Here is a 24065-nt window from a genome sequence, read left to right on the forward strand (position 1 = left end):
AACAATTATTCTTCAGAATTGATAATTCACTGTTATCATTGCTTCCCGCGGACGTATATTCAGTCGTGAAGTATAACTTTGTGTAGCCGAATAGGTCGTATAGGCATATTCTTTCTTATTGAACAGGTTATTCAGATTTGCCTCAAACCGCCATCTCTTTGTTTTATAGATAAGGGATGCATCTGCAAATACTGTGTTGAGATGTGTACCTTCACCCAGGTCATTCCGGTAGTGTTCGCCGGAAAGACATAAGTCCACTTGTCCGATGCTGAACATGAGGCGTAACCGTTGCACAAAATCCAGTAACGGGGTGAGGTGGGTATCACTTCCGATCTTACTGCCGCCATATCCCATCGTAGCATGATATTCCGCTTCAAAGACTTCGGCAGGCGACCAGATTAGTTTGGGTTCCACTTTCAGATAATCGTAGCGGTAGGCTTGCAGAAGGCTTTGCGATGTGCCGTCACTTCCCGGCAGTGAGGTGAGTTGTTCGCCGTTGTTGCGGCTGAGCAGTACGGTGAGGGAAGTTTTCAGATACCAGTCATATACGCCTTTGGACAGGGTGCTGCTGAGGGTCCAGCTATCGGTATGATTCGGATGCTCGCGGCGGGTGTAGACGATGGCGTCTTCGGAAACGCTTTGCTCAAGAAGCGTATTCCGGTTGCTGTGGTTATAGGTCAGTGAGGCGGTAACGAAGAATTCCTGTACCGTATTTTTATATTCTCCGTAAAGGTTGTAAGTCTGCTGAGTACTGGTAGGGAAGAGGCCGTTTCCGTTTCGCCAGGTGCGGTAATCGGTGCGGTAGAGTCCGGGGTATAGGTCGGTGATGTCTCCTGCTGAACGTTTCAGATTGGCGTAGAGGGAGAATTTCCAGTGATAATCCAGCTGATAACGCGTGTACAATGAAGGGTTGAAGAAAAGGAACGAACGTTGTTGCGAGAAGTATCGCTGGGCTTTCAGAGGCAGGGAGAGGCTGGATGACCATTTACCGCGTTCCAATTGGAAGTAAGGAGTAAGGTACAGGGACAGGTTTGAAGCGTTGAAGTTTGCTGTCTGATATTTTATTGCCGCCCATTCCCCTTGTACCCCTGCCTTATACTGCCGGGTGAAACCATTATACTTCTTCAGATATGCCGCACTGTTATCCGTATAGAAACTATGCTGGTCGAATTTACTTTTTCCTTCTTCAAGCAAGAGCGATGCCGGCTGATAAGCATAACGCGTAGCCGAAAGGAACTCCCACGTTCCGTTTTTCCCGTTCCGGATAAGGTTAAAGAAATTGCCTGCATTCAGTTGTGAAGTCCGCAGAGTCTGCCGGAGTTCTTCCGAACGGCCGCGGTTGAGTTCTCCGTCCACGGTGAAGCGGTTGGATATATAGTTCCGGCTGCTGTTGTCCTCGTAGCGCAGTTCCAGATTGGCTGCATCGCTTGTCAGGCGGTAGTGATAGGTCTCATCAATCCGTATGGTGTCCGTCGGCTGATAATAGATTTGGGTGTTTCCACGTTGCTGGCGGATGAGGTCATGCGTATATCCGGCTTGCAGACGCAGGCTCCGGTCATCGTTCCACTTGTACATCCGGTTGCCGTTCAGAGTGTGCGTTTCGTTGAAGAGCAACCGTTTCTTGTCCAGCGGCGCACTGATGCCCGGCTGGGACAGGAAGGCGGATAGCGGGATTTGTTGCCAGGCGGTTCCTGCCAATACCATTTGTTCCGTACTGAGATCTTTGCCGTTATTATTCGTCTTATAATTATAGACGCTTTGTTTCCCCTTGCCCAGTTGCAGGGTATTCAAACTGCCTTCCCACAACAGCTTGTTGCCGTCATCGCTCCCTCCTGCGCCTAGTGTGCCGTTTGCTATCCATTGGTCACGGGCTTTCGGATCCAGTTTCAGGTTCAGGGCCACTTCGTCCGAATTAATCTTTCCTTTCAAGGCTTTCACTGATTGATAATTCTCCATAATCTCCGCTGTCTTCACCGCTTTTGCATCCAGATTGTTATTAATCTGATTGTAGCGTCCGCCCGTCACGTCCATTCCTTCCACGAAGTAGTGGTTGATGGCTTTTCCTTTGTAGCTTACCCGCCCGTTCTCGTCTACATCTACACCCGGAAGTTTCTTCAGTACATCCTTTATGTGCACGTCTTTGGATGAGGCGAACTGGGCAAGGTCGTACCTCACGGTGTCTTTTCGCGTATGGATGCGTCCGGGACGTATCTGTACTTCTTTCAATGCGATTGCTTCCGATTGCAGATTGAAATTCTGGGTTCCGGCAGTACTGATGTCTCGCACTTCCCTTTTGTAACCCAACAGGGAGGCGCTGAGTTGCAGGGTGCCGCTGTGCTTCCATGCCAGACTGTAACGCCCTTTGGCATCCGTCAAGGCGTAATCTATCGTTATGTTTCCACGCATCACGCTGATCATGACTGCTTCCAGCGGTTGATTATTCTCCGCGTCGGTCACTGTGCCGCTCAGTATTTGGGCCTGCATGGAGTGGGAGAAGCAAAGAAGAAACAGGCAACTTATAATAGGAAGTACTTTATTCATAAACGAAAGTGAGTGAAAGGTTAAAAGATACACTTACCTACATCCGGGTGTAAGCACATCCAACACCCGGATGTTGGTGTTACTTACATGGGGGTGTTGGTATGCCTGACACCCGGGTGTTGGTAACAGAAACTTTAAGAGATAAGAGAGTGATTCTTTATTAATGTGATACGAATTTTATAATGCGGTGGCCGGGTTTACTTATTTTCCCCGTTCCAATGGATTATAAGGCACATTCTTCGGGTTCTTTGTTGCATTGCCGTGCTCGTCTTGTATGGTAACGGTTACATTAGGCATACTTCCCGTGATGAACCCCACCGGGTCGGCATAATATCTTTCGTGTACCTTGTCATACGCTTTGCGGTTCATCGGCTCATGCTTCTTTCCGTCAAAAAGAATGGGTCTGTACGTGTGGCATTGCTCCATTCCCATTGCCGTGAACGAGTAATGCCCCTCGCTGTCTTCGGCTTTCAGTATCAGCCCCGGCAGTCCGCAGAGTTTCCAGGGACCGTCACTGACCGGTATCTCTGCCGTGAACCATGCCGTCCATGTGCGCCCTTTGAACTGACATTCGGCTTTTCCGCAAAGGTAGGAAAGTACACTGTCGTTTTCAGCCAGTATCTTCCATTGCGGGCGTTCTTCGTTCTCTTCGCAGCGCAGGCGCGTCATGCCCGCCACTTCATCGAGGGTTGTTACTTTTCCCGAAGGATACCCTTTGAAGGTACGCTCGCTCAGTTTGCTTCCTCCGTATTGTTTCATGTGTTCGTTGATGGTTTCCTGCGAGGCTTTGTTGGCGAAGTCCACTGCCAGCACGGAGTCGCACACATACTTGGTGTAGCTGTAAAACTTGGAAAGGTTTTTGCCGATTTCCAGCATCATGGTTTCTTCTGTCACCTTTTCCGGCTTCTCCGGATTGGGGATGCAGCGTGTTTCGTATTGCACAAGAAGTTGTGCTTCGCCGATGGTGTCGTTCACTACTTTGGTCCCGTCAGAGACGATAATCTGTGCCTTTGCCTGCGGTGCGCACAATGCTGCAAGACATAAACTGAGGAAAATAATTTTTGTACTCATACGTTTCTACTTTTTAGGGTTCTACATTCCGGTATCAGTTTCTCGTGCTGCAAATCTATGCGGATTTTGCTTCCGGTGGGGGCGAAAGTTATTACTGAAATATTACGCGGCGGATAATATCTGCCTCGCGTGTACTTATATTTGCAAGGTAACGTTTACCTTTGCCGGTACTAATAATAAGCTTATGGAACGACGGATTAAAATAGTTTGGATGCTTTCTATCGTAGCGATGCTACTTATCACAGGCGGACAATTTTATTGGTTGCGTAACCAGTATCAGTATATGAATGATGAGCAGATTGACGACGTCTATAACTGCATTTTGCAGACAGCCGGGCAATATGATTCCATCCGTGCTCCGCAGCCTAAAAAGGTATTCAATAAGGCAAATATGTTCTTTTATAATTTGAATACGTATACGGACCTGAAAGGTATGACTACCATCAACGAACTGATACTTGGCGCGCTGAAAGGAAGAAATCTGGATAAAGAGGATGTCAAATATGTGGATATTGAAAGCATCACAATACATCAGAATGATTCTGCCGATACACACCAGGCTGATTCCATCAAAGGGAATACGATTAAGAAGAAGACATGGGCTAAACTGGATAGCCTGATACCGCAGGAGAGGGTTCTTTTTCTGGATTCGTTCCGGATTTCCATGCCTGATAAGGCTGTCCCTAACTTGAACTCCATTATCAATCTTTATAAGCTGGAGCTGGATGCACCTTTTGTATTGCAGCAATTTGACTCTTTGCTTGCCTTGCGCTTGGATTCTCATGTATTTACTACGAGATTGGAAGTTTCCAAAGATACCACTTTCCAGTGGGACCCGGTGATGAGGCGGGAGGGTACATTGCTGAATCCATATATTGAAGTGAGCTATCCTTATAATCCCTTGAAGCATCAGTTCGTTGTGGCTAAAGTCGAGATATCGGCACATGCTGTGTTGGTGCGTATGGGTTGGCAACTTCTTGGCAGCCTTTGTCTGATATTCCTGTTGGGGGTCTGCCTGCTGTTCCAGATAAAAACCATCTTGAAACAACGCCGGATAGATGAACTCCGGAAAAGCTTTGTAAATACCATGATACATGAACTGAAACGGCCGGTGCAGGCTCTGAAGATGTGCGTTGCTTTCCTCAATGACAAGTCCTTGCGCACGGACGAGAAAGCGATGGATGAAGTAATTCATGACTCCATGTCCGAACTGGATAATCTTTCAGCTTATCTCTCGAAGTTGCGCGACATGACGCGTGCGGATGATGAACATACACAACTATCCATTCGTACATTTGATATCAAAGAAACCCTGGAGAAGCTTATCCGCCTTTACCATGTGCCCGAAGATAAAAATGTTTCTATCGAACCTCATTTCAGTGAAGAAACTCTTGTGACGGCAGACCCGGTACATGTTTCCAATATCATCAGTAATCTGATAGAGAATGCCGTGAAGTATTCCGGCACGTCAGTGCATATTGTTGTGGATTGTCTTTTGCATAACCATCAACTGACGATTCGGGTATCCGATAATGGTATCGGTATTCCGGCTTCCGAACAGAACCGTGTGTTTGATAAGTTTTACCGGGGCAGCAATCTTCCCGACCGTTCATTGCCGGGTATCGGACTGGGGCTGAGCTATGTGAAGTTGCTGGTGGAAGCGCATCACGGAAACATTTCGTTGAGTAGCCAGACAGGTAAGGGGACGGAGATAGAAATCGTTATTCCTCAATAAATCTGTGATAATCCGTGTAATCTGTGGTGTAAAACAAATAGCTATATGAAACCTCTGAAGATACTTTTTGCCGACGATGATTTGAAGTACTCGATGTTGCTGAAACGCTTTCTTGAAAAAGAAGGTTATGAAGTGACTTATGCCGGAAACGGATTGATCGCCCTTGAGCAATTCCCGCTTGTGAAGCCCGATTTGGTATTACTTGATGTCAATATGCCCGGCTGTAATGGCTTTGAAGTTGCCGAACGCATTCGCGAAACGGACAAGCATGTTCTCATCTTCTTCCTTTCCGACCGTAGCGACAAAGCCGACCGCCTGCAAGGTTTCCAGCTTCGCGCCAACGATTATCTGGCAAAGCCTTTCTATCCCGAAGAACTGATAGCCCGCATCCGCGAGCGTTTTGACGCGCAACTTACCGATACAATAGAAGAAGAAACTTACCGCTTCGGCCAGTCCGTCTTTAATTACAGTACGAATGAAATCCGCACGGGAAATAATAAGGTGCTTATCACTTCCCGTCAGGCGGATATCCTTCGTTTGCTTGCCCGGCATCTGAATCTGGCTGTGGAGCGGGATACATTGCTGGCAACGGTCTGGGGAACCTCTTCTTACGCCAATTCCCTTGCCTTGAATGTGCAGATAACTTATTTGCGCAAGGCACTCCGCAACGACCCGGCTGTGAAGATCGAGTCGCTGATGAAGAAAGGGTATGTGCTGAAAGGATGACCAAAGTCATCCTTTGATAACTGCAATCGGTGACAAGGTGGTACGAATCTTTACCAGGTCTGCCTGGTTGGCCATTACTTCATCGATGTTCTTGTAGGCACCGGCCGCTTCTTCCAGATCTTTCTGTCCACGGATGGCATGTACGATATTCTGCGCTTCGAGGCGGGCTATCTCTTCTTCCAATGACAAGCTACGCACTGCCTCGGAACGACTCATGGCACGTCCTGCACCGTGTGAGGAACTGAGAAAACTTTCCGGATTCCCCAATCCTTCTACTATATATGAATGGGTACTTTGCGAACCGGGGATAATCCCTACCTCGCCCAGACCGGCGTGTACGGCGCCCTTCCGGTGTACAATGACATTCTCTCCGAAATGCTTTTCCCATGCAGCATAGTTGTGTGCAATGTTGATCATTGGTTCGAAAGTGGCGTTAGGCAATGCTTCGGCTATTATTTCTTCAATGCGTTCCATCATAAGTTTACGGTTGGCAAGAGCAAAAGCAACGCAATATTCCATTTCCGCCCAGTATTGTTTGAATTCCGGTGCACGCAGCGGGAGGAAAGCGAGTTTTATATCCGGCTTTACACTGGAATACCAGCGGGTATTTAGTGTTTCGGCCATCTGGTTATAGTAATCGCCTACCATCTTTCCTAAGTTCCGGCTACCGCTATGCAGCATAATCCACAGGTAACCGTCATTGCAACGTTGCAGTTCGATGAAGTGGTTACCACCTCCCAATGTGCCGACTTGCTTTCGGGCAGATACTAATTGGCGCTTCACTACTGTCATGCTGTCAGTGTCAAATCCGGTTGGCATGTATTGTTCATCTTGCGCGGTTTTATGATGCTCTCTTCCCAAGGGAATCCGTTTACGTATTCCTCGCATAATCTCTTTGCGAAGTACATCCTGTGGTATTTCTTCAACAAGAAGATTTGTTTTCACGGCACACATACCGCAACCGATATCTACTCCTACTGCGTTGGGGATTACTACTCCTTTCGTTGCCAGTACACCGCCTATCGGCATTCCTTTACCACCATGTGCATCGGGCATCAGGGCAAGGTGGCGGAACAGGAAAGGCAGTGTAGTCAGGTTGTTTACCTCTTCCCAAGCGTGAGCGTCCAATTGGCTTGCCCACAATTTTACGGTTACTTTGTTCATCTCAATCACTTTCATGTTTTACAGTTTTTATTGGTTGATGTTGCAAAGATTTGTACGAAGGTGCGCAATGTTTTTGCGCAGCATGAATTATTTTTCTACTTTTGAAAAAAAAGTAGATATGCCAGCCAATAGAAATGCATTAATAAGGTATAAGACGATAGACACTTGCCTGCGCAATCCTTATCGTCGCTGGACACTGGACGATTTGGTGAAAGCCTGTTCAGAGGCTTTGTATGAGTATGAGGGGATAGACAAAGGTATTTCGCGGCGTGCGGTGCAGATGGATATTCAGGTGATGCGGAGTGAGAAGTTGGGATATAATGCCCCGATAGAAGTGTATGAAAACAAGTATTACCGATATGCCGACCTTGATTATACCATTACGCGTCTGCCCCTTTCGCAGAACGATGTAGCGGTATTGTCGGAAACCGTTAATTTGTTGCGTCAGTTTCTGGATTTCGACTATTTCTCAGAGATGGCAGATGTGATTGGCCGTCTGCAGGATAGAGTGGCTGTAGCTAAACATCATTCTTCGGCAGTGATAGATTTTGAACGGAACAGGAATCTGACAGGTTTGGAATATCTGAATCCTATTTATGATGCTATTATGTATCGGCAGACGTTGCATGTGCGTTACCGTTCCTTCAAATCGCGCATTACTAAGGACTATTATATTTATCCTTATCTGCTGAAGGAATATCGTAACCGTTGGTTTGTGTTCGGTGCACGTACTGGGGACAGGGAATTGATAAACCTGGCTCTGGACCGTATATGGGAGTTGTCTCCGGCAAATGACATCCCTTATCATCTGAGTGAAGACTTCCGGCCCGAGATATTCTTTGAAGATGTGATCGGAGTGACTAAACACGAACGTTTGTCCAAGGCAACCATTCGCTTTAAGGCCGATAGCCGTCAGTCACCGTATATCCTGACTAAGCCTCTGCATGCTTCGCAAACATTGATAGAGCAATGCAAAGATGGGAGTATGATTTTTGAGATTACAGTAGTCCTAAATCCAGAACTCTATACGGTGTTGATGGGCTTCGGACCGGGAGTGAAGGTACTATCGCCTGAGAAGGTGGTGAAGGAGATGCGGAAGTTGTATCAGGAAGGATATGAGAATTATAAGAAATAGATAAATATCAGATAGGTGTAGGAGTAATGGAAAGTAATTTAATATGCCGCCAGCTATTGGCGGTGTGTTCCCTTATTTTTGTCCCCATAAATGAGAGAAAAAGCGGGCAGTTCCCAATATTTTTATTCTTTCGTATTTCTTTTACGGAAATCTTTTATACATTTGCCTATGTATAAAAAGAAAATATAAAAGAAAACGAAAAAGAGAACGAAAGATAAAATATTGTAGAACGTCGAAGACGTATTATTCTGAAGGTTAAATCTGGTAAATTCAACTTTTGGTCATGAATAATATAAGTCTGAGCATTGTTCACACCCGGATAGGGCGTGGAACTGCTTCGCTTATTTCATTGACCAAGGCTTACCAGAGCCGAACCTTCAAGAAATTTGGGATGTGGGTTCGCGCTCTTTTTTGTTGTTTATAGGTTAAATAATAGCTGTTTGTAAATATGAAAAACATGTATTTATTGGGAGTATTACTCCTGTTGCTTTGTTCTTGTTCATCTGCCGATAAAACACTAAGCGAGAAAGCGGAAAAAACAATTACTATGCTCGAAAATTTGCAAAAGGAAAATCGGATATCTGATGTCACTTTTCAGAAAGCACGAGAAAACGTAATGAAGTATGACCATAGAGGCTTCTTTGGGAAGTATTGGTTCTGGTTCGTATTCATAGCTTATGTAATCATCACTTTGGTAGTGACTTATGTAGAATCGGAAGAGAATCTGGATCGTGCTAAACCATTGTCTAAATGGAAAGTCTATTTGGTTTGGCTCTATTCAAGTTTGTGGGGAGGGCATATTTTCTTTTTATGGAATAAACACAATAATACGTTGGCTTCTATTTGGAAATGGCTTTCTTTTATAATGGTTCTTCTGGTGTTTATATTCAATTATACAGCAATCATGTATTTCTATGACACTCCAGGTTTGTTTGCTTTTTATGTAACCACTTGGAGCTGGTCAATGCCCAGTTCTTATCTTTTAAACTATTCGGTTGAAGTGGTGCGTTATTTATTCTTGATAAATGTTGTCGGTGGATTAATATTCATACCTTATTGGACTTATGTGTATAATGCCCGCTATTTTCGCCAACACTATGAGAATGATAAGATACTGAGTGGAAAGAGCGTTCAGGCAGATCGATTCTATAATAGGTTGTCTGCTCATATTAAGTCGTTGACTCAGGAACTGGAAGATATTAATAAATACGTCGAAGAAGACTATATTATTGAAGATCCGGATAAAGATCATAGTCTGTGGGGAGGTGTAAAACGCTTTTTTAAAAGTATTGCGACCTTAGGCAATTCCTCTAAATTGGAAAAAGAGATGGATCGTCTGCGCTTGTTGGGAAGTTGTTGTGATGATCTGAGTAGGGACATCAGCGAAACAGAAATGTATAACGATGAACTTTATGACTATTTGCAGAAATCCCGAGTGGCTGCATACCGAAACCTCTATTTGTCGAAAGAGTTGATAGGTATTATAAAAACGAAGATATCTTCCGAGCAGCAAAAACTATTGGTTGATGAGTTTAAACTGATAGAGGTACCTGCTAATATGGCTACCGGTGTGGCTTTCCGCGCATCAGATATACAGTTTAATGGGGATAACTTCTTGTCATCTGTAGGAATGGATATGGATTCTACGCTTCAGAATTTAGGTAGCCGGTTAGAAAAAGAAGGCAATTTATCTAAAGGGGACTTTATAGCGGCAGGCGTAGAGGCTGGATTGTCCATTGCCATTAACGGGATTGCTAATATCGTTGATTTATATTCACAGACCAAAGAGGCTCGCAGAGAAGTGCAGCAACAGATAAACGAGGCTCTGGAGTATATAAAGAAAGCCATACCAGCTATTCAGAGTTATCAGGCTGCCTTATTGCGTCAATCGGAAGTGCTGGTGGCATTGACTCAGTGCAATAAAGCATTTGTTTGTGCATATGAACCATTGCGTAAGCAGATATTTGGTGAGCCGACGTTCTGGAAGTATTTGGTAGGTGTAAAGAAAAAGCAAGAACTTTTTAAGACTACTGATTTCCGTAAGGACTTACAGCATCTTATTTTGGTGAGCAGTGAATATAATAAAGTCAATCAATCAAAAGTGTAATAAAAATGGGAGCAAAAGATGTTGCATTGCGAACCGCGGGTTCGTTATCAGCCTATGTTCGGAATAATCCTGAAATAGTGAATAGGGCCGCGGATATAGGGCAGAGAATAATAAATTGAGTAAGGAAATTAAGAAGTTGGAACTTCAGAGTGCTGTGCAGATTCAAAAGATAACGCAGCGTTATGAGTTATGCCGTGATGTGCTGACACAGATTTTTGCAGAACGTAGCACGGCATTGATGGCTCACTATAAAACGTTGGACCAAGCATTGGGTTCTGATGACAGAGAACTGATTATTGCTTCTCTGAAAGGCATTAGTTCTATAGTTTCCCAGAATCCGTTGGAGAGTTTTGCTGAGTTTACCAAGGCTCTGGATAATGACGATGAAGTATTGAATTTGGATTTTTAATTGAATAACTTAATAATAAGAATTTATGGCACGTTATCGAATCACAGTGAAAATGCATGCGCGTTCGGCAAACATGGTTATCGAACCGGGGATGAGTATTGAAATCGCTTCTATGTATCCTCCCATTACCCATCTGCCAACCGCAGAACAGGTGAATAATATCTTTAAAGCTACGTTCGGAGTGGATTTAAAGAAAATGGGGATGTTGAATTCGGGATATTTGAGGGTGGATAGAATAGGATAGTTTTTGAATTTTATAGATAAATATATGGACGATATTTTATTAATTAGTGAGGTTGCGACACAAGAGGCTGTTTTTTGGTTTATACCCATAATTGCTTGGGCCGCATTAGCAGGGCTTGGAAGTGCCATTCTTATTGGAACTATTACATCTATTTGGGGCTCTGGCGATCATTTAGGAATGGCTGTTTTGGGCATGCCTGAGTCGGGTAAGACTACATGGTATGACTATCTTTTGAAAACGAATAGAAGTGGAATGCATACGGTTGATTCTGTAGAAATAGATGAATTTAAAATATCTTTTTCAGATGGTAAAAGTGTTATTGTCAAAAAAGGGAAAGATATCGGAGGTAATGAAGAAAATATTCGGATATATTATTCTAAGATGATAGAGGATAATGATATCGTACTTTTCTTTTTTGATATAGAGAAGTATTTGGGTAGCATGGCTTATGAAAGAGACGCAAACTCTAGGCTGGATTTTATTTATTTTTCATGGAAAGAAAAAAAAGAAGATAAAGATCCTTCTAAGGCTGTCTATTTGATAATGACGCATGCGGATAAAGTTTCAAATTCAAAGGAAGCAATAGAAAAAGTGCTGAATCGAATGCGTGGGCGTTCTTTCTCGGCAATAACTACGCAGTATACTGCTATTAATATGGTTAATAATGAGCAGCTTGAAGAATTGAAAAAAATAATATTTAGAGATGGAAAATGAGAAGATAATATTATGGATTCAGGCGAAATCAGTAGATGATGTGAATTTGCTGTTCCATAACGGTGTGCTTATCAACAAGGACGATGTAAACTATATGGAATTATATCGTAAGCTTGTGGAGAAAGATAAATATAAGAAAATCATATCAACGGATAACTTATCTGTATACAAGCAACATATAAAAGGAGAGCAATGCTATTTGATACATTCTAATTTTGCAGAGACGGATGTAGCTGGAAGGCAGATTGGTTTTATGGCTTTAGTTTCCGGTGCAGATAATTTATCTGACGCATTGGAGAAGTTAATTAATGAATCTAAGCCCTATGGTTATTCTTGTAGAAAATCAGATGTGGAAATTGTAAAAAAAAAGAGTGGCGTATCATTTAGAATTCTAATGTTGCTTGGCATACTGCTTTTAGTAATAATATTATTATATTGTATATGAATATTGATAATCCAAAGAATGTCATTCGGATTGAGAGAGATGAGTTGGCATTAAATTATAAATATAGAGAGGGAGGAGAATTCTTGAATAATATTGATATTTGTTCTTATGAATATGAATTCCCTGAATTGGATAGGAGGTATGATTTTTATCCGATTGAAATTGTACCCCAAGTGGGAGATACTTATGTAAAGAATCCTTTTGGAGAGAATGTTTACATAAAAATAGAAACTTTCTCTGATTATATTTTAGAGTGTAAAAGTAATTGTATCAGTAATATCGCACGACTATTGGGAGCGTCATCTTATTCTTTTGAAATAGAAGTAGAGGATATTAGCAATAGAAGTTGGGATTTGAAGGCAGGAATGTCATACTCTTCGGTGAGTGCTGAATTGCAAGTCAAAAGAGCCACTCAGGAAAGATTAAACAAGCGGTTTGCTGATAGAAAATTGTATTCTCATGGGAGAAGACCTACGGCTCAGGAATTTCGTGAAGCTGAAGATTTTGCCAAACAATATGGATTGTATACAGATAATAAGGTTAAGGCATTGTTGAATGAAAGAAATCCGAATTCGGTAAATATGGTGCGACAGATGTGTGTTACGTTTTCTTTGTCGCAAGAAATGAATCAGAGTCTGGATATAGCTTTCAAACTAAATGCGATGAAAGGTGTTTTTGGCTTGAATGCTGCATTTAATGAAGCCACAGAACAGAAAAAGACGATAAATGGGAAATTAGATATTCAGTTTGGGTGTGATTGAAATAGATTGAATGATATGAAAGACAAATTAGTAATATTATTGGCAAAAATAGGGGTTTTCTTTGCTAATTGTGATGGTTGTTATGATCAGTGTGAAAAGAATTTCATTAGAAACTTTATAGCTTTGCTGTCTGAGAAGAATTTTATAGATTCATCCACAAACGAAATACTTGAAGGTATAGAGGGGAAGGTTATTTCTATAGATATTGTGATTCAAGAAACAAAATCTTTTGTTGATCTATTGCAAGAAATAGAGAAAGATGCTTGCTTATCGGCTATCGAAGATTTTATTGAGCAGTTGATTAAATCTGATGGGGTAATTCATGCTAAAGAGGCTGAAAATTTCACTTTATGGAAACAAGGAGTTAGGATAATTAAAGAATAAATTCATGTCAGAAAGTATAAAAGAAGTTTTTGGGGGATGTAATCCTGATTATCCTTTGATAATAGCAAACCTCAATGTTGAGGCTTGTATTGTCAGTGACTCCGACATCCCTTCCGGAAGTGGCGGCATCAACGGTGAGCGCTATACTTACGGACAGTTATGCCATCACCCCATTATTCCTGAATTACTGCGAAAAATGGATAATATTCGATTGAAACAGTATGCGGAACTATGTAATGAACGTAATGCGGTGAAAGGTTTTCGCATGTTCAAAGTCGAAGGTGAGTACTGCTTTTGGGGATTACGGATTGGCCCGGTAGTAAAAACACCGTCAGTTTCAGAAATGAAGCAGATATTACTGAGGAATCCCCAAACAGCTCAGGCTGTGAAAGAGCATCGGGTTACGGCTGCCATGATACAAGCTGTTACCTACGACCTGCTACGTGAAGAAGTGGGTCGTTGTTGCGGAATCTCAAAAGAGGCAGCCGGGCTTGCTATTGGTAATCAACTGGATTGTGCACCTCATGAAGATATTTCCGGATATATATTTATGGTGCCCAACTGGGCGCATAAATGGTTCCGGCATGATGGATATGTTTCGCAGATGCTGAAAGAACTCTCAATGAAATTCTGAGATAATCTACAGGCGGCATGCGGTATACGCAAGCATTTTATATAAAATAATCCGGATGCCGCCTGTTTTTGGCTGAACCTCCCCCTAAATTTGTGCCCATAATTAAAATCATTATTCATTTAAAACATTGTGTTATGGAAACAAAAGGAAAGGGAGTGTTGCTTTGTGTATTGAGTGGTATGTTGCTGTTTGCCGGTGTGGTAATGTTGAGCTCGTGCGGTGGTGGTAAGTCGTCGCAAAGCGGTCCGACACTTGAAGGGGCTAAACAAGCTTTTGAGACTTACATTCAAGAGATGCAGCATGGCAATGCTCGGGAAGCAGTCCGCACGCGTTGTCGGGGAACAATAAAGGAAAATATGCAGAATACGATAGCTATGATGGATTTAATGGGAGGTGATGAGGCTCCCGGATACTTTAAAAACTACAAAGGAGTTGTCAAGGCGGAATTGTTGCCGGATTATAGCGACATCGCTTTGATAGTTGCCGATTTGGGAGATGGGGGAGAACTAATGTCATATGTCCTGCATTTTGATGTATCGGAAGAGTGGAAAATATATTATGCAGAATCTAAAGACTTGACTTTAATAAAAGGCTTCATTAATGATGAGATGTTGCAAAGTATTGGCATTTTCACGATTACCGACAGTGAAGCGGAGGACTATCTAAATTAAAGTGCTATGATTTTCAAGTATAAATTTTGTCTTTGGCTGATTGATACACTCAGTATCCAGCCATTAACTTTATCGGAAATACAGAAAAAGTGGTTGAATGCGTCGGCAAATGAAGATGGAGACCCGTTGGCTGAGCGAACATTCAATCGATATCGTCGGGAAGCAGAGTCGCTGATGTATGTTGATATCAAATGTGATAAGCGGGATGGAAACCTTTATAAGATTATCCGTCCGGAGGGTTTCAGGAATGATGATTTGCAGCAATGGCTGTTGAGCGCTTTCCGGGTTTCGAGTCTTGCGGAGCGTGTAAATCAGCGTGAGGAAGTGATGATAGAGCCTGCACCGCCTGCTGCCAGTCTATTGCAAGACATAATGAATGCGATTGACCGTAAGCATCCTCTTCGCATCTTATATAAATCGCATTATCAGGAGGAAAAAGAAATTGTTTTATTGCCGGCTTTTGTCCGTCTATTCCGGCAACGGTGGTATGTGATAGGTGAGGTTAGGGATAAGGAATATACTATGACTTGCGCACTGGAACGGATGAAAGAAGTAGAGCTACTGGAGGAGGAAAAAGTGAAATTCTCTCCAAGATTTCGGAATATCTTGAAACCGGAAGTTTACTTTGAACATTGTTTTGGGATTATCAGGCAGTTTGAACCGATTAGAATTTGTTTTCGTGCCTTTTGGCCGCAAGATGCCTATCTGAAAGACGTGCCTGTTCATTCCTCACAAATAGAAGTGGACCATACGGAAGATTATACGGATTTTGAGATATTCGTAAGGCCTACGTATGATTTGAAACAGGAATTGCTTTGGCATCGGGACAAGTTGGCGGTACTTGCTCCGGAGTCATTTCGACAAGACATGATACAAGTGCTTCATGCAACTTTATCCGGTTATGAGACTGGAGAAAATCATGCGATAGACGAATGAACAGGGCTTTTAATCTGTCATAATGTGTAGTTGTATATTCATTAGAAAGATATATCTGATATAAACAAATCACGCAACTTTATTTTGCCCTGTGACTGAATAGAGTTGCGTGATAATTTAATAGATATGGACTGACTATTTTATTTCTTCTAATGTTGTTTCTCCCTCATTTTGTATAAAGAATTTGCCCATCCACTTTCCTGTAATTTCTAATTCTTCACCGGTATTGGTTTCTGTGAAGCGGGCACGGAAAGTAGCATTAACTTCTCGTAAACTAATGATATGGCTGTAAATAAGTCTGTAATGAGGAGGTATGGTGGATTTATGGGTTATTTCTATTGTAAGTGGAATGGATTGCTTCTCTAATGAAAAGAGTACTTTCGGACCACTGTATATGTATGAAAAGTCGTCTGATGGGAGAGGGGTAAGACCATTAGGAACGTGAATTTCAATAGGGGCTTGTACTAAAAGTTGAAACAAGTCTGAATCACTTGTATAGAAGAATGAAGATTGTTGCACATCTGCTGTTGGGCTGACTTCTACTTCCATATTCTGGTCAGTGTTATTATCGACAAAGAAACCTGGTGCCGTTTGTTTAATGATTTTAATTTCATCATTATCTTGCATAGTCCATGCTACTTCTTTTAACTCGTAATTCTTTGCGACAGGTTCATCATCGTTACTGCATGCTGAAGCGCCACAAAGTACTATCATGGCAAATAATCCGGTTCTTAGTAGTTTTTTAATCTGTGTCATATTTTTGATTTTTTAGTTAGTCTATATGCTGAATCCTCAAATGTACAATAATTAATTGAGACAAAGGACATTTGTTGTGTTAAAAGTTCAACCACAGCTTAAAAGTAGATACTTTTTCTTCACTTACTGTTATTTTATCTTTATAAGCGGGTTTCACGTGCAGGATTATTTTCCCGTTAAAATAAGGAGCAGCATGCAGAATTGCATCTATGCAGACTATTACCTGGCGGTTGGCACGAAAAAAGCGTTTGGGGTCAAGCTGTTCTTCAAGACGGGTGAGGGAAAGGTCTATGATATGCTCTTGTCCGTTTTTAGTGACAGCAAAGGTGACTTTATTCTCTGAATAGAAATAGGCGATGTCACTGACTTGCAGAGTCCAGAATTTATCGACACCGGCAATCAGAAAACGGGTACGATAGGTTTTCTCCTGCTTTTGCAGGCTTTGGATAAAGTCTTTGATATAGTTCTCTGTTTGCTGGTAATTGCTGCTTTTTAATGTTTCATATTTCACAATGGCATCCAGCAAGCGCGTCTCATCCACAGGTTTCAGAATATAGTCTATGCTGTTCACGGTGAAAGCACGGATGGCATATTGATCGTATGCTGTCGTAAAGATGATGAGCGAAGAAGGGGTTGCTGCGGAAAGAAAATCGAATGAATTGCCATCGGACAACTGAATGTCCAGAAATAAAATATCCGGATGCGGGTGCGTACTGAACCAGGAGATGGCTTCCTCTACACTACCTGGTAATACTATAATTTCCCATTCGGGGCGCAGGCGCTTGATGGTAGTGGATAGCAAGCGTGCGGCGGGTACTTCGTCTTCAATAATGGCAGCAGTTAGTTTACTCATGAATTAAAGGGACTTTTACAATGAATACTTGATTGGAATTAGTGATGCTGATGTCGGTACCTATCATCAGCTTACAGCGGTTTGAAAGGTTTTGTAATCCTACACCCGAAGTTGTGTCGTTCTTTTTAGCATGTATCGGGTTGCTGACTATCAGAAAGCGGTCATTTACGCATATATTGATTTCCATAGGCTTATTGGCGTTGATGGAGTTATGTTTGATGACATTCTCCACTAAAAGTTGCAAGGTTAGTGGAGGAAGTTGGTAATCCATAGTTTCAGGAGGAATTGTAACATTGCAGGTGATGCAGTCACCCAATCTTACCTCGTGCAGGAAGAGATAGGATTTAATGAATTCAAGTTCTTCTCCTAAAGTGATCAGAGTTTTATCTTGCGATTGAAGTACATAACGGTATACATCAGAAAGATTTCTTGTGAAGCGTACAGCATTCGACGGATTGTATTCTATCTCGGCTATCAGTGTATTCAGGCTGTTGAACAGGAAATGAGGATTCAACTGACTTTGCAGGGCGGTATAGCGTGCGGCATTGTTTTCTTTCTGAAGTTCTGCCGCTTGCTGCTGTAAGCTGAGGGCATTCTTGATGGAGCGGTTGGCAAACAGCAGTCCCCAAATGACCAGCTCCACCAACCATACCGTTATAAGAATGCGTGCGCCGGGCCATTGGAGAGTGAAGAGATGCTCGGCGCCACCCAGCAGACGGGCTGCTACGAGCAAACCGTAATTCAGTAGCAGAAACAACAGGCTGATCCAAAAATAAACCGCTATGAATTTCCATTTCCAACGTAGATTATTGGAGTAAAGGTGATCCGTCCATGAGCTGATGCGAAGGGTGAAGCATCCCAAAACGTTGAAGGCGAAAATAACGAAAAGCAGAGCTCCCGGAGAATAAATCACGTCATTGACTTGCGGGGGAAGATCAGTGTAATTAGTTAGCAGTAGGAAAGAGAAAACTCCCAATCCGGAAAAGAGAAGACTATATAAGATTGTATTCCACTTCATGAGGACAAAATTACAATTTTTCATTAGAATTGGGAGGTTTAGTAAATGATAATTTAGCGGGCGGATGCCCGCTAAAAATTGACAATTGACAATTGACAATTAACAATTAGGCTGCGCTATATTGTGCTTAAACAATCGTTCCGAATGGTAATTGTCAATTGTCAATTGTTAATTGTCAATTTTTAGCGGCAAAGCCGCTAAATTATCATTTATACAGGTTTAGTGCCTTTATCAAGGCCGAGTATTGCCCTTGTGCAGTCGCTTTGGCTTGCACATGGTTTATCTCGGCACTCTGCCGATAGGTTTGTGCTTCGATTACTTCTACAATGGATATTTCACCTTCATTGTAGCGTTCCATAGCCTGGCGTTCATTTTCATGTGCCTTCTCCAGAGATTGCTGGCTTAGTTTCACCTGTTCCATGGCTTGTGACAGGCAGAGGCGGGCAGTCTGTATCTCAAGGTTGACTTTGTCCTGAATTTCATTCAGATTATCTTTGGCTATGCCTATCTTCTGCCTAGAAGCCCGTTTCTCATTCCGGCGTTTTCCCCATTCGAACAAGGGGACGCTGACCGTGGCATAGACTGCATAATTCGGGTCAAGGTCTGCACGCAGGTCATATCCCGGAGAGGAGTAACTTCCATCTGCTCCTACATATATCTGAGGCTTGTATTTCGAATCATTCAATTTCAGTGAGCTTTCTGCCATTTTTATCCGGTCGTGTGCCATCTTTATTTCCGGACGGAGCCGGGCAAGTGAGAGTTGGGTACTGTCTGGCAGGTTCATCGGGGGAACGATGCTGTCTATCGGAGTAGCTTCTTCCAAGGGCAGACCAATAAGGGAGTTAAATGCCATTACTCCTGTCTCAAACTCTTTCCGGGCTTGGAGCAGTTGGAAATCTGCGTCATTCAATTTTACTTCTGCCATCAGCAAATCCTGGGGATTGATGAGAGATACTTCCACACGTTCGCGTATAGTTTTGGCCAGTGAAGCAATAGAGTTGCGATAATCGGTAACGATGCTGACTATTTCCTGTCGGGCCACAGTATTCCAATATTGTATATCGGTTTGAAAACATACATCGGACAGAAGTTGCTCTTTCTGATGTGTGGCAAGGGAATGTTGATGTTGTGCCATGCGGATGCTTTCAAGCAGACGTCCTCCTGTATATATGGGTTGTAGTAGGGTGAGAGAAGCTCCGTACTTGGTGTCGCGGCCCTGTATTTCGAGTGCTTTATCCATTCCGGGCAGGTTCAGATTCAGTTCCAACGGGTTTCCGGTATATTGGAAACTGGCATCGCCGGAGAGTTTTGGTTTCAAGTCGGCACGGGCAGATTTTTCCAACTCTATGCTGGCAGCCAGATTCTTTTCCGCCGCTTTCAGGTCGTGGCTGTAGTCTACAGCCAACGACCTGTACTTCTCCAGCAGCGCACTCTGCTGACCAAAAGCGAACGGATCACACAACGATAAAATAAAAAGTATATATATCTTCTTCATACCTATTTCTCTTTTACTTTATAAAACAATGAATAGAGTGCCGGAGTGACGAACAGCGTAAGCAGTGTGGCAAATGTCAATCCGAAGATGATTGTGGCTGCCATGCCGCCGAAGGCTACATCGAACAATAGCGGTACCATCCCCAGGATAGTGGTTGTGGCAGCCATCAGCACGGGGCGGGTGCGCGATACGGTGGACTCGATGATGGCAGTGTAAACCGGAACTTCTGCCCGGCGCTGCACATGGATTTCGTCCAACAGCACGATTACGTTCTTGATAATCATTCCCAAAAGTCCTAGCCAACCGGCAATGGGGAAGAAGCCAAACTCGAAGCCTGTTAGCAACATACCCACAGCGACGCCGATGAGGGATAGCGGCAGCACACACAGGATAATCAGCGGGTCGCGGAAATTACCGAACAGTGCTACCAGAATGACCACCAGTGCCAGGAAAGCCAGCGGGAAGTATTTGGCTATGGCCTGCATTGCCTCGTGCTGATCCTTATGTTGCGAATCCCAGAAGAAAGTGTAACCTTCAGGCAATTGAATCGCTTCTATCTCTTTGCGGATTTCTCCATGTACTTCGGCCATCGTGTGTCCGGGTTTCACTCCGCACATGGCAGCCATAGAGAGCTGGCGGTTGTAAGTACGCATTTGCGGCCACTCCCAGCCGGTTTCAATGTTTTCGGTGACCTGTGATAATGGTGCGGAGTTCTGTCCGTTCCATACAGAGAAATCTCCCAGTCCGCGAGCGTCGCTGATATCGGTTCCGGCAGATTTCAGCAGTACGGGAACCTTTTTCTCATTGTCACGATACACACCTACAGCCAGTCCGTCATTAATGGATTTGACGGATTCCATCATGGCTGATTTGGTGATTCCCAACGCACCTGCTTTCACCGGGTCGTAGACGGGGCGTATGATGGGAGTCATGTTGCCCCATTCATTACGGGCATCTGCTACCTTGGGATTTCGGCGCATCACTTCGATGGCGACGCCTGCCAGTGAGTCGAGCACCGCAGGATCCGGACCCAGGAAGCGGGCTTCAATCACAGCCTCTGTCAACGGACTCAGTTCGAACTTGTTCACCTTGATGAGCGGTTCCGGATATAGAATGCGGATGCTGTCTTGCAGTAATGTACGCAGCTTTTTCGCATCTTGGGGCGAGTGGCTTTTCACCAGCAGCTGAGCATAGTTGGATTGCGGGCCAAAGGAGATGTTCGATAGGTAGTATCTTGGCGGTGTGCGTCCCACGTAGGTTGACACCGTTTCTGTCTCTTTCTGCTGACTGAGGTATTCTGTCATCTTTGCTACGATGCGGTCAGTTTCGTAGATATCCGTTCCTTCGGGTAGCCAAACATCCAGCGTGAAGTAAGGCTTTTCCAGTGCCGGAACAAAAACTTTGGGAATGAACCGGAAACTCCAGGCGGAAGCTACCAGCAGCAGTACCATGAGGCATACTGTGGCATAGCGGTGGCGGATAACAAAACGTAGCGCATTGCGAAAATGGTCGTACATTTTTCCTGCAAACAGTGCTCCTTTCAGTTCCCAGGGACGTGGACGGCGTACAAACTCCTGAATGAAGAAGGGCGTTTGCGTCAGTGCGAATACCCAGCTGAACATCAGCGACACTCCGATTACGATGACGAGCGATGACAGCAATTCGCCTGTGATGTGCGGTGAATAATAGATAGGCAGAAAGGTCAGTATGGCAATCACTGTGGCGGCCAGTAGGGGCAGTGCCGTGCCCGAACAAGCTTTCATGATTGCCACTCGCTTCCGCATTCCCTTTTGCATGTTCACCAGTGCCGAGTCGGACACTACGATGGCATTGTCCACCAGCATTCCCATGGCGATGATGATGGCTGCCAGCGACATACGTTGTAAGGCGATGCCTCCTGTCAGCATCACGATAAGTGTGGCAAAGATGGAGAACACCAGTCCGCTGCCCACCAGCAATCCATTCTTGAATCCAATGAAAAAGAGCAATATCGCCACTACGGTGATTACTGAGATAATCAGGTTGAGGATAAAGCCTTGGTTGGCTATGTCCGATTCATAGCCCTGGTCGTAGATGGAGATCAGCTCAAAACCTTCGGGCATGTATGTTTTTATGTTTTCTATGCGTGCTTTTACGGCTTCTGCCATATCCACCACGTTACCGGTGGGCACGGTAGAGATGGCGATGCCGACGGCCGGCTTTCCGTTCATGCGCATCAGGCTGGTGGCAGGTGTCATGTAGTTTTCGCTGATGGAAGCTATGTCTGACAACCGGAAGTGTTCTCCGGTACGGGAAACGATGGTGAGTTCCCGGATGTCATCCAATGAGTAGAAGTTGCCGGTAGATTCGATGCGGATGCGTCCCGGTCCGGCGGTGATGCCTCCTGAATCCACTACTTTGTTCCGGGCGTTGAAGGCTTGGGCAATGTCGGCTGTGGTGATGCCGCTGCGTGACATTACGGCCGGACTGATTGTGATGTCAATAGTAGGTGTCTGTGTACCGTTTATTTCGATTCGGGCCACATCTTTCACCTTCAGCAGTTCATTTTTGATGAGCTTTGCCTGGTCTTCAAGTTCGCGGTAGGTGTGGTTTTCGCTTGCCAGTCCGTAGAATACGCCGAGCACATCGCCAAAGTCATCGTTCACCACCGAAGGGCCTGCGCCTGCGGGGAGTTTGCTTTGCACGTCGCCCACTTTGCGGCGTAGCTTATCCCAAAGCTGTTGCATTTGGTCGGCACGGATTTCCTTCTTTACGTAGACGGTGATTTTGGAAATGCCTGCCCGGTTCTCGGTCTTCAGATAATAGAGTTCGCCCATTGATTGGATGGCTTCTTCCAGCACATCCGTCACCTGGCTTTGCACTTCCGAGGGGGATGCACCGGGATAAGGGGTCAGGACTAATGCCTGTTTGATGGTGAAGGGGGCATCCTCAAGTTTCCCCATCTTGATGTAGGCGAAGATTCCGCCGGCAAGCACCAGCAACAGCAGGAGGATGGTGACGGAACGGCGTTGCAGGAAATATTTGATCAGTTTCATCTTGAGTCTTTTTTCTTTAGGGAAGAGTGATTACATGATACGTACTTTCATTCCGTCGGACAGAAAGCGCAGTCCGCTTGTGATGACGGTTTCGCCTGTTTGCAATCCGGAGGCAATGCTTACGTAACCTTGGGGTAATAACTCGTTCACAGTTACATTGCGCTTTGCCACGATACCATTTTCCGGATTCACAGTCCATACATAGTTTCCTTCTGTGGGGCGGTTGCACAAAGCCCGTTGCGGAATGTATACTGACTTTGGCTGGGCCGCGTTGTCTGTTTGTTCGGTTGATACTTTTGTGGCAGGGCTGTCGAAGCGTATCTTTCCGGACATTCCTGCCAGCAACCGCCTGTCTTTGTTAGGCAACAGTGCCGTCACCAGATAAGAGAGGTTGTTCTGCGTGGTTCCTTTGGATACTTCCGCAATGCGTGCTTCCAGGTTGACTTCCGGTTGCACGTCTAATGTTACTTCTACGTCATCTCCCGGTTGCACACGATAGGCTATATCTTGAGTCACATAGGCTTCTATCTTCAGTTGGTCGATATCTATGAAAGTCACTACGGGCTGGCTTGCCTTGACATCCTGGAACTTTTCTGCATATACTTTGCCTATATATCCGTTGAAGGGAGCTGCGAGGCGGGTGTCTTCCAGTTCATTGACGGATGTTTCAAAAGCGGCTTTGGCAGAGGTGTACTCCGCCCGTGCTTTCTCGTAAGTGCTGGCAGAGAGATTATTCTTTTCATAAAGTGCACTGATACGCTCGTATTCGGCTTTTGCCTGGCGGTAGACGGCTTCGGCACGTTCGCGGCGGATGCGGTAATCGCGCGGGTCAATCTCTGCAATCGTTTCTCCACGGCGGTAGTGGTTTCCGGCATAGGCATCCAGCTGTTTGATGGGGCCGCTGACGCGGAAAGACAACTCTGTGGTGCGGAAAGGTTGTGTAAGAATGGGAAACTCCTTGGCCGTTTCGTCAGTGCATGTACTGACTGTGATGGTTTTTACGGTCAGTAATTCTTCTTTCTGAGACTGATTGCCTCCGCAGGCGCATAATATCAGTCCGAGGGTGAGCATACAAATAAGTCTTGCATTTCGGTTCATACTTCTTTTTCCTTTTAAATCCGGGAGACAAAAGTAGGCTGTTTTACATAGCTGCATCGAGTGTTTTTTGCTGAGACGGGAAAGAAGGAGGATGAAACCGGAAAATAGGATGACGAAACAAGAAGAGGCTTAT

Annotated in this window: 22 protein-coding genes; 13 read left to right on the plus strand and 9 right to left on the minus strand. The window is 44.3% G+C overall.

The annotated features are described in order from the left end of the window. Positions 1-12 precede the first annotated feature (12 nt). The gene (locus BUC01_RS04830; RefSeq protein ID WP_025831119.1) at positions 13-2541 is read right to left on the minus strand and encodes a carboxypeptidase-like regulatory domain-containing protein; all 2529 of its coding nucleotides are present in this window, start codon (positions 2539-2541) and stop codon (positions 13-15) included. 201 nt (positions 2542-2742) lie between these two features. Next, positions 2743-3612: a GLPGLI family protein gene (locus BUC01_RS04835; protein WP_025831118.1), complete on the minus strand. Its 870-nt coding sequence runs from the start codon at positions 3610-3612 to the stop codon at positions 2743-2745. 184 nt (positions 3613-3796) lie between these two features. Here BUC01_RS04835 and BUC01_RS04840 point away from each other — a divergent pair, with 184 nt between their 5' ends. Both BUC01_RS04840 and BUC01_RS04845 read left to right on the plus strand, forming a co-directional pair. Further along, positions 3797-5347, plus strand: a complete 1551-nt coding sequence (locus BUC01_RS04840) for a sensor histidine kinase (protein ID WP_025831117.1) — start codon at positions 3797-3799, stop codon at positions 5345-5347. 45 nt (positions 5348-5392) lie between these two features. Next, positions 5393-6073: a response regulator transcription factor gene (locus BUC01_RS04845; RefSeq protein ID WP_025831116.1), complete on the plus strand. Its 681-nt coding sequence runs from the start codon at positions 5393-5395 to the stop codon at positions 6071-6073. A gap of 6 nt (positions 6074-6079) precedes the next feature. On the opposite strand, the gene BUC01_RS04850 is transcribed toward BUC01_RS04845, so the two are convergent. Next, positions 6080-7252, minus strand: a complete 1173-nt coding sequence (locus BUC01_RS04850; protein ID WP_025831115.1) for an RtcB family protein — start codon at positions 7250-7252, stop codon at positions 6080-6082. A 103-nt stretch (positions 7253-7355) separates the two neighbouring features. On the opposite strand from BUC01_RS04850, the gene BUC01_RS04855 reads away from it, so the two are divergent. From BUC01_RS04855 to BUC01_RS04905, 11 genes are all read left to right on the plus strand, one after another. Further along, on the plus strand, positions 7356-8372 hold the full coding sequence (locus tag BUC01_RS04855; protein WP_073312925.1) for a helix-turn-helix transcriptional regulator: 1017 nt from the start codon (positions 7356-7358) through the stop codon (positions 8370-8372). A 547-nt stretch (positions 8373-8919) separates the two neighbouring features. Next, positions 8920-10479 (plus strand): hypothetical protein, encoded by a 1560-nt coding sequence (locus BUC01_RS04860; protein WP_148304413.1) that lies wholly within the window; start codon positions 8920-8922, stop codon positions 10477-10479. 115 nt (positions 10480-10594) lie between these two features. Continuing rightward, complete coding sequence (locus BUC01_RS04865) at positions 10595-10888, plus strand: hypothetical protein (RefSeq protein WP_025831113.1); 294 nt, start codon at positions 10595-10597, stop codon at positions 10886-10888. A 25-nt stretch (positions 10889-10913) separates the two neighbouring features. Then, complete coding sequence (locus tag BUC01_RS04870; protein WP_025831112.1) at positions 10914-11132, plus strand: DUF6140 family protein; 219 nt, start codon at positions 10914-10916, stop codon at positions 11130-11132. A 24-nt stretch (positions 11133-11156) separates the two neighbouring features. Further along, a complete protein-coding gene (locus BUC01_RS04875) occupies positions 11157-11846 on the plus strand; it encodes a GTPase domain-containing protein (RefSeq protein WP_025831111.1) in 690 nt (229 codons plus the stop codon). Beyond that, complete coding sequence (locus BUC01_RS04880) at positions 11836-12291, plus strand: hypothetical protein (RefSeq protein ID WP_025831110.1); 456 nt, start codon at positions 11836-11838, stop codon at positions 12289-12291. Before BUC01_RS04875 ends, BUC01_RS04880 begins: the two co-directional genes overlap by 11 nt. Continuing rightward, on the plus strand, positions 12288-13052 hold the full coding sequence (locus BUC01_RS04885) for a hypothetical protein (protein ID WP_025831109.1): 765 nt from the start codon (positions 12288-12290) through the stop codon (positions 13050-13052). Before BUC01_RS04880 ends, BUC01_RS04885 begins: the two co-directional genes overlap by 4 nt. 15 nt (positions 13053-13067) lie before the next feature. Then, entirely contained in the window at positions 13068-13436 is a 369-nt protein-coding gene (locus tag BUC01_RS04890; RefSeq protein ID WP_025831108.1) for a hypothetical protein, read from the plus strand. A 4-nt stretch (positions 13437-13440) separates the two neighbouring features. Continuing rightward, positions 13441-14070, plus strand: coding sequence for a hypothetical protein (locus BUC01_RS04895; RefSeq protein WP_025831107.1), 630 nt, complete (start codon positions 13441-13443; stop codon positions 14068-14070). 134 nt (positions 14071-14204) lie between these two features. Continuing rightward, entirely contained in the window at positions 14205-14741 is a 537-nt protein-coding gene (locus tag BUC01_RS04900) for a hypothetical protein (protein WP_025831106.1), read from the plus strand. A 6-nt stretch (positions 14742-14747) separates the two neighbouring features. Continuing rightward, positions 14748-15677: a WYL domain-containing protein gene (locus BUC01_RS04905; protein WP_025831105.1), complete on the plus strand. Its 930-nt coding sequence runs from the start codon at positions 14748-14750 to the stop codon at positions 15675-15677. A gap of 135 nt (positions 15678-15812) precedes the next feature. Here BUC01_RS04905 and BUC01_RS04910 read toward each other — a convergent pair whose 3' ends face one another. The 6 genes from BUC01_RS04910 to BUC01_RS04935 form a co-directional block, all read right to left on the minus strand. After that, a complete protein-coding gene (locus BUC01_RS04910) occupies positions 15813-16433 on the minus strand; it encodes a hypothetical protein (RefSeq protein ID WP_025831104.1) in 621 nt (206 codons plus the stop codon). A 79-nt stretch (positions 16434-16512) separates the two neighbouring features. Then, entirely contained in the window at positions 16513-17286 is a 774-nt protein-coding gene (locus BUC01_RS04915) for a LytR/AlgR family response regulator transcription factor (RefSeq protein WP_025831103.1), read from the minus strand. Further along, positions 17279-18304, minus strand: a complete 1026-nt coding sequence (locus BUC01_RS04920) for a sensor histidine kinase (protein ID WP_025831102.1) — start codon at positions 18302-18304, stop codon at positions 17279-17281. The genes BUC01_RS04915 and BUC01_RS04920 overlap by 8 nt, the downstream gene beginning before the upstream one ends. Before the next feature lie 205 nt (positions 18305-18509). Further along, entirely contained in the window at positions 18510-19799 is a 1290-nt protein-coding gene (locus BUC01_RS04925; RefSeq protein ID WP_025834817.1) for a TolC family protein, read from the minus strand. 2 nt (positions 19800-19801) lie between these two features. Beyond that, a complete protein-coding gene (locus BUC01_RS04930; protein ID WP_073312893.1) occupies positions 19802-22834 on the minus strand; it encodes an efflux RND transporter permease subunit in 3033 nt (1010 codons plus the stop codon). Between the two features lie 30 nt (positions 22835-22864). Further along, positions 22865-23932, minus strand: coding sequence for an efflux RND transporter periplasmic adaptor subunit (locus BUC01_RS04935; RefSeq protein WP_025834815.1), 1068 nt, complete (start codon positions 23930-23932; stop codon positions 22865-22867). Positions 23933-24065: the final 133 nt, after the last annotated feature.

Source organism: Bacteroides stercorirosoris (assembly GCF_900142015.1).
GTDB lineage: Bacteria > Bacteroidota > Bacteroidia > Bacteroidales > Bacteroidaceae > Bacteroides > Bacteroides stercorirosoris.

What these genes read in the sequence shown, in the direction of transcription:
- BUC01_RS04830 (WP_025831119.1), bottom strand. Translation starts at nt 2,541, where the DNA reads ATGAATAAAGTACTTCCTATTATAAGTTGCCTGTTTCTTCTTTGCTTC.
- BUC01_RS04835 (WP_025831118.1), bottom strand. Translation starts at nt 3,612, where the DNA reads ATGAGTACAAAAATTATTTTCCTCAGTTTATGTCTTGCAGCATTGTGC.
- BUC01_RS04840 (WP_025831117.1), top strand. Translation starts at nt 3,797, where the DNA reads ATGGAACGACGGATTAAAATAGTTTGGATGCTTTCTATCGTAGCGATG.
- BUC01_RS04845 (WP_025831116.1), top strand. Translation starts at nt 5,393, where the DNA reads ATGAAACCTCTGAAGATACTTTTTGCCGACGATGATTTGAAGTACTCG.
- BUC01_RS04850 (WP_025831115.1), bottom strand. Translation starts at nt 7,252, where the DNA reads ATGAAAGTGATTGAGATGAACAAAGTAACCGTAAAATTGTGGGCAAGC.
- BUC01_RS04855 (WP_073312925.1), top strand. Translation starts at nt 7,356, where the DNA reads ATGCCAGCCAATAGAAATGCATTAATAAGGTATAAGACGATAGACACT.
- BUC01_RS04860 (WP_148304413.1), top strand. Translation starts at nt 8,920, where the DNA reads ATGCTCGAAAATTTGCAAAAGGAAAATCGGATATCTGATGTCACTTTT.
- BUC01_RS04870 (WP_025831112.1), top strand. Translation starts at nt 10,914, where the DNA reads ATGGCACGTTATCGAATCACAGTGAAAATGCATGCGCGTTCGGCAAAC.
- BUC01_RS04875 (WP_025831111.1), top strand. Translation starts at nt 11,157, where the DNA reads ATGGACGATATTTTATTAATTAGTGAGGTTGCGACACAAGAGGCTGTT.
- BUC01_RS04880 (WP_025831110.1), top strand. Translation starts at nt 11,836, where the DNA reads ATGGAAAATGAGAAGATAATATTATGGATTCAGGCGAAATCAGTAGAT.
- BUC01_RS04885 (WP_025831109.1), top strand. Translation starts at nt 12,288, where the DNA reads ATGAATATTGATAATCCAAAGAATGTCATTCGGATTGAGAGAGATGAG.
- BUC01_RS04890 (WP_025831108.1), top strand. Translation starts at nt 13,068, where the DNA reads ATGAAAGACAAATTAGTAATATTATTGGCAAAAATAGGGGTTTTCTTT.
- BUC01_RS04895 (WP_025831107.1), top strand. Translation starts at nt 13,441, where the DNA reads ATGTCAGAAAGTATAAAAGAAGTTTTTGGGGGATGTAATCCTGATTAT.
- BUC01_RS04900 (WP_025831106.1), top strand. Translation starts at nt 14,205, where the DNA reads ATGGAAACAAAAGGAAAGGGAGTGTTGCTTTGTGTATTGAGTGGTATG.
- BUC01_RS04905 (WP_025831105.1), top strand. Translation starts at nt 14,748, where the DNA reads ATGATTTTCAAGTATAAATTTTGTCTTTGGCTGATTGATACACTCAGT.
- BUC01_RS04910 (WP_025831104.1), bottom strand. Translation starts at nt 16,433, where the DNA reads ATGACACAGATTAAAAAACTACTAAGAACCGGATTATTTGCCATGATA.
- BUC01_RS04915 (WP_025831103.1), bottom strand. Translation starts at nt 17,286, where the DNA reads ATGAGTAAACTAACTGCTGCCATTATTGAAGACGAAGTACCCGCCGCA.
- BUC01_RS04920 (WP_025831102.1), bottom strand. Translation starts at nt 18,304, where the DNA reads ATGAAGTGGAATACAATCTTATATAGTCTTCTCTTTTCCGGATTGGGA.
- BUC01_RS04925 (WP_025834817.1), bottom strand. Translation starts at nt 19,799, where the DNA reads ATGAAGAAGATATATATACTTTTTATTTTATCGTTGTGTGATCCGTTC.
- BUC01_RS04930 (WP_073312893.1), bottom strand. Translation starts at nt 22,834, where the DNA reads ATGAAACTGATCAAATATTTCCTGCAACGCCGTTCCGTCACCATCCTC.
- BUC01_RS04935 (WP_025834815.1), bottom strand. Translation starts at nt 23,932, where the DNA reads ATGAACCGAAATGCAAGACTTATTTGTATGCTCACCCTCGGACTGATA.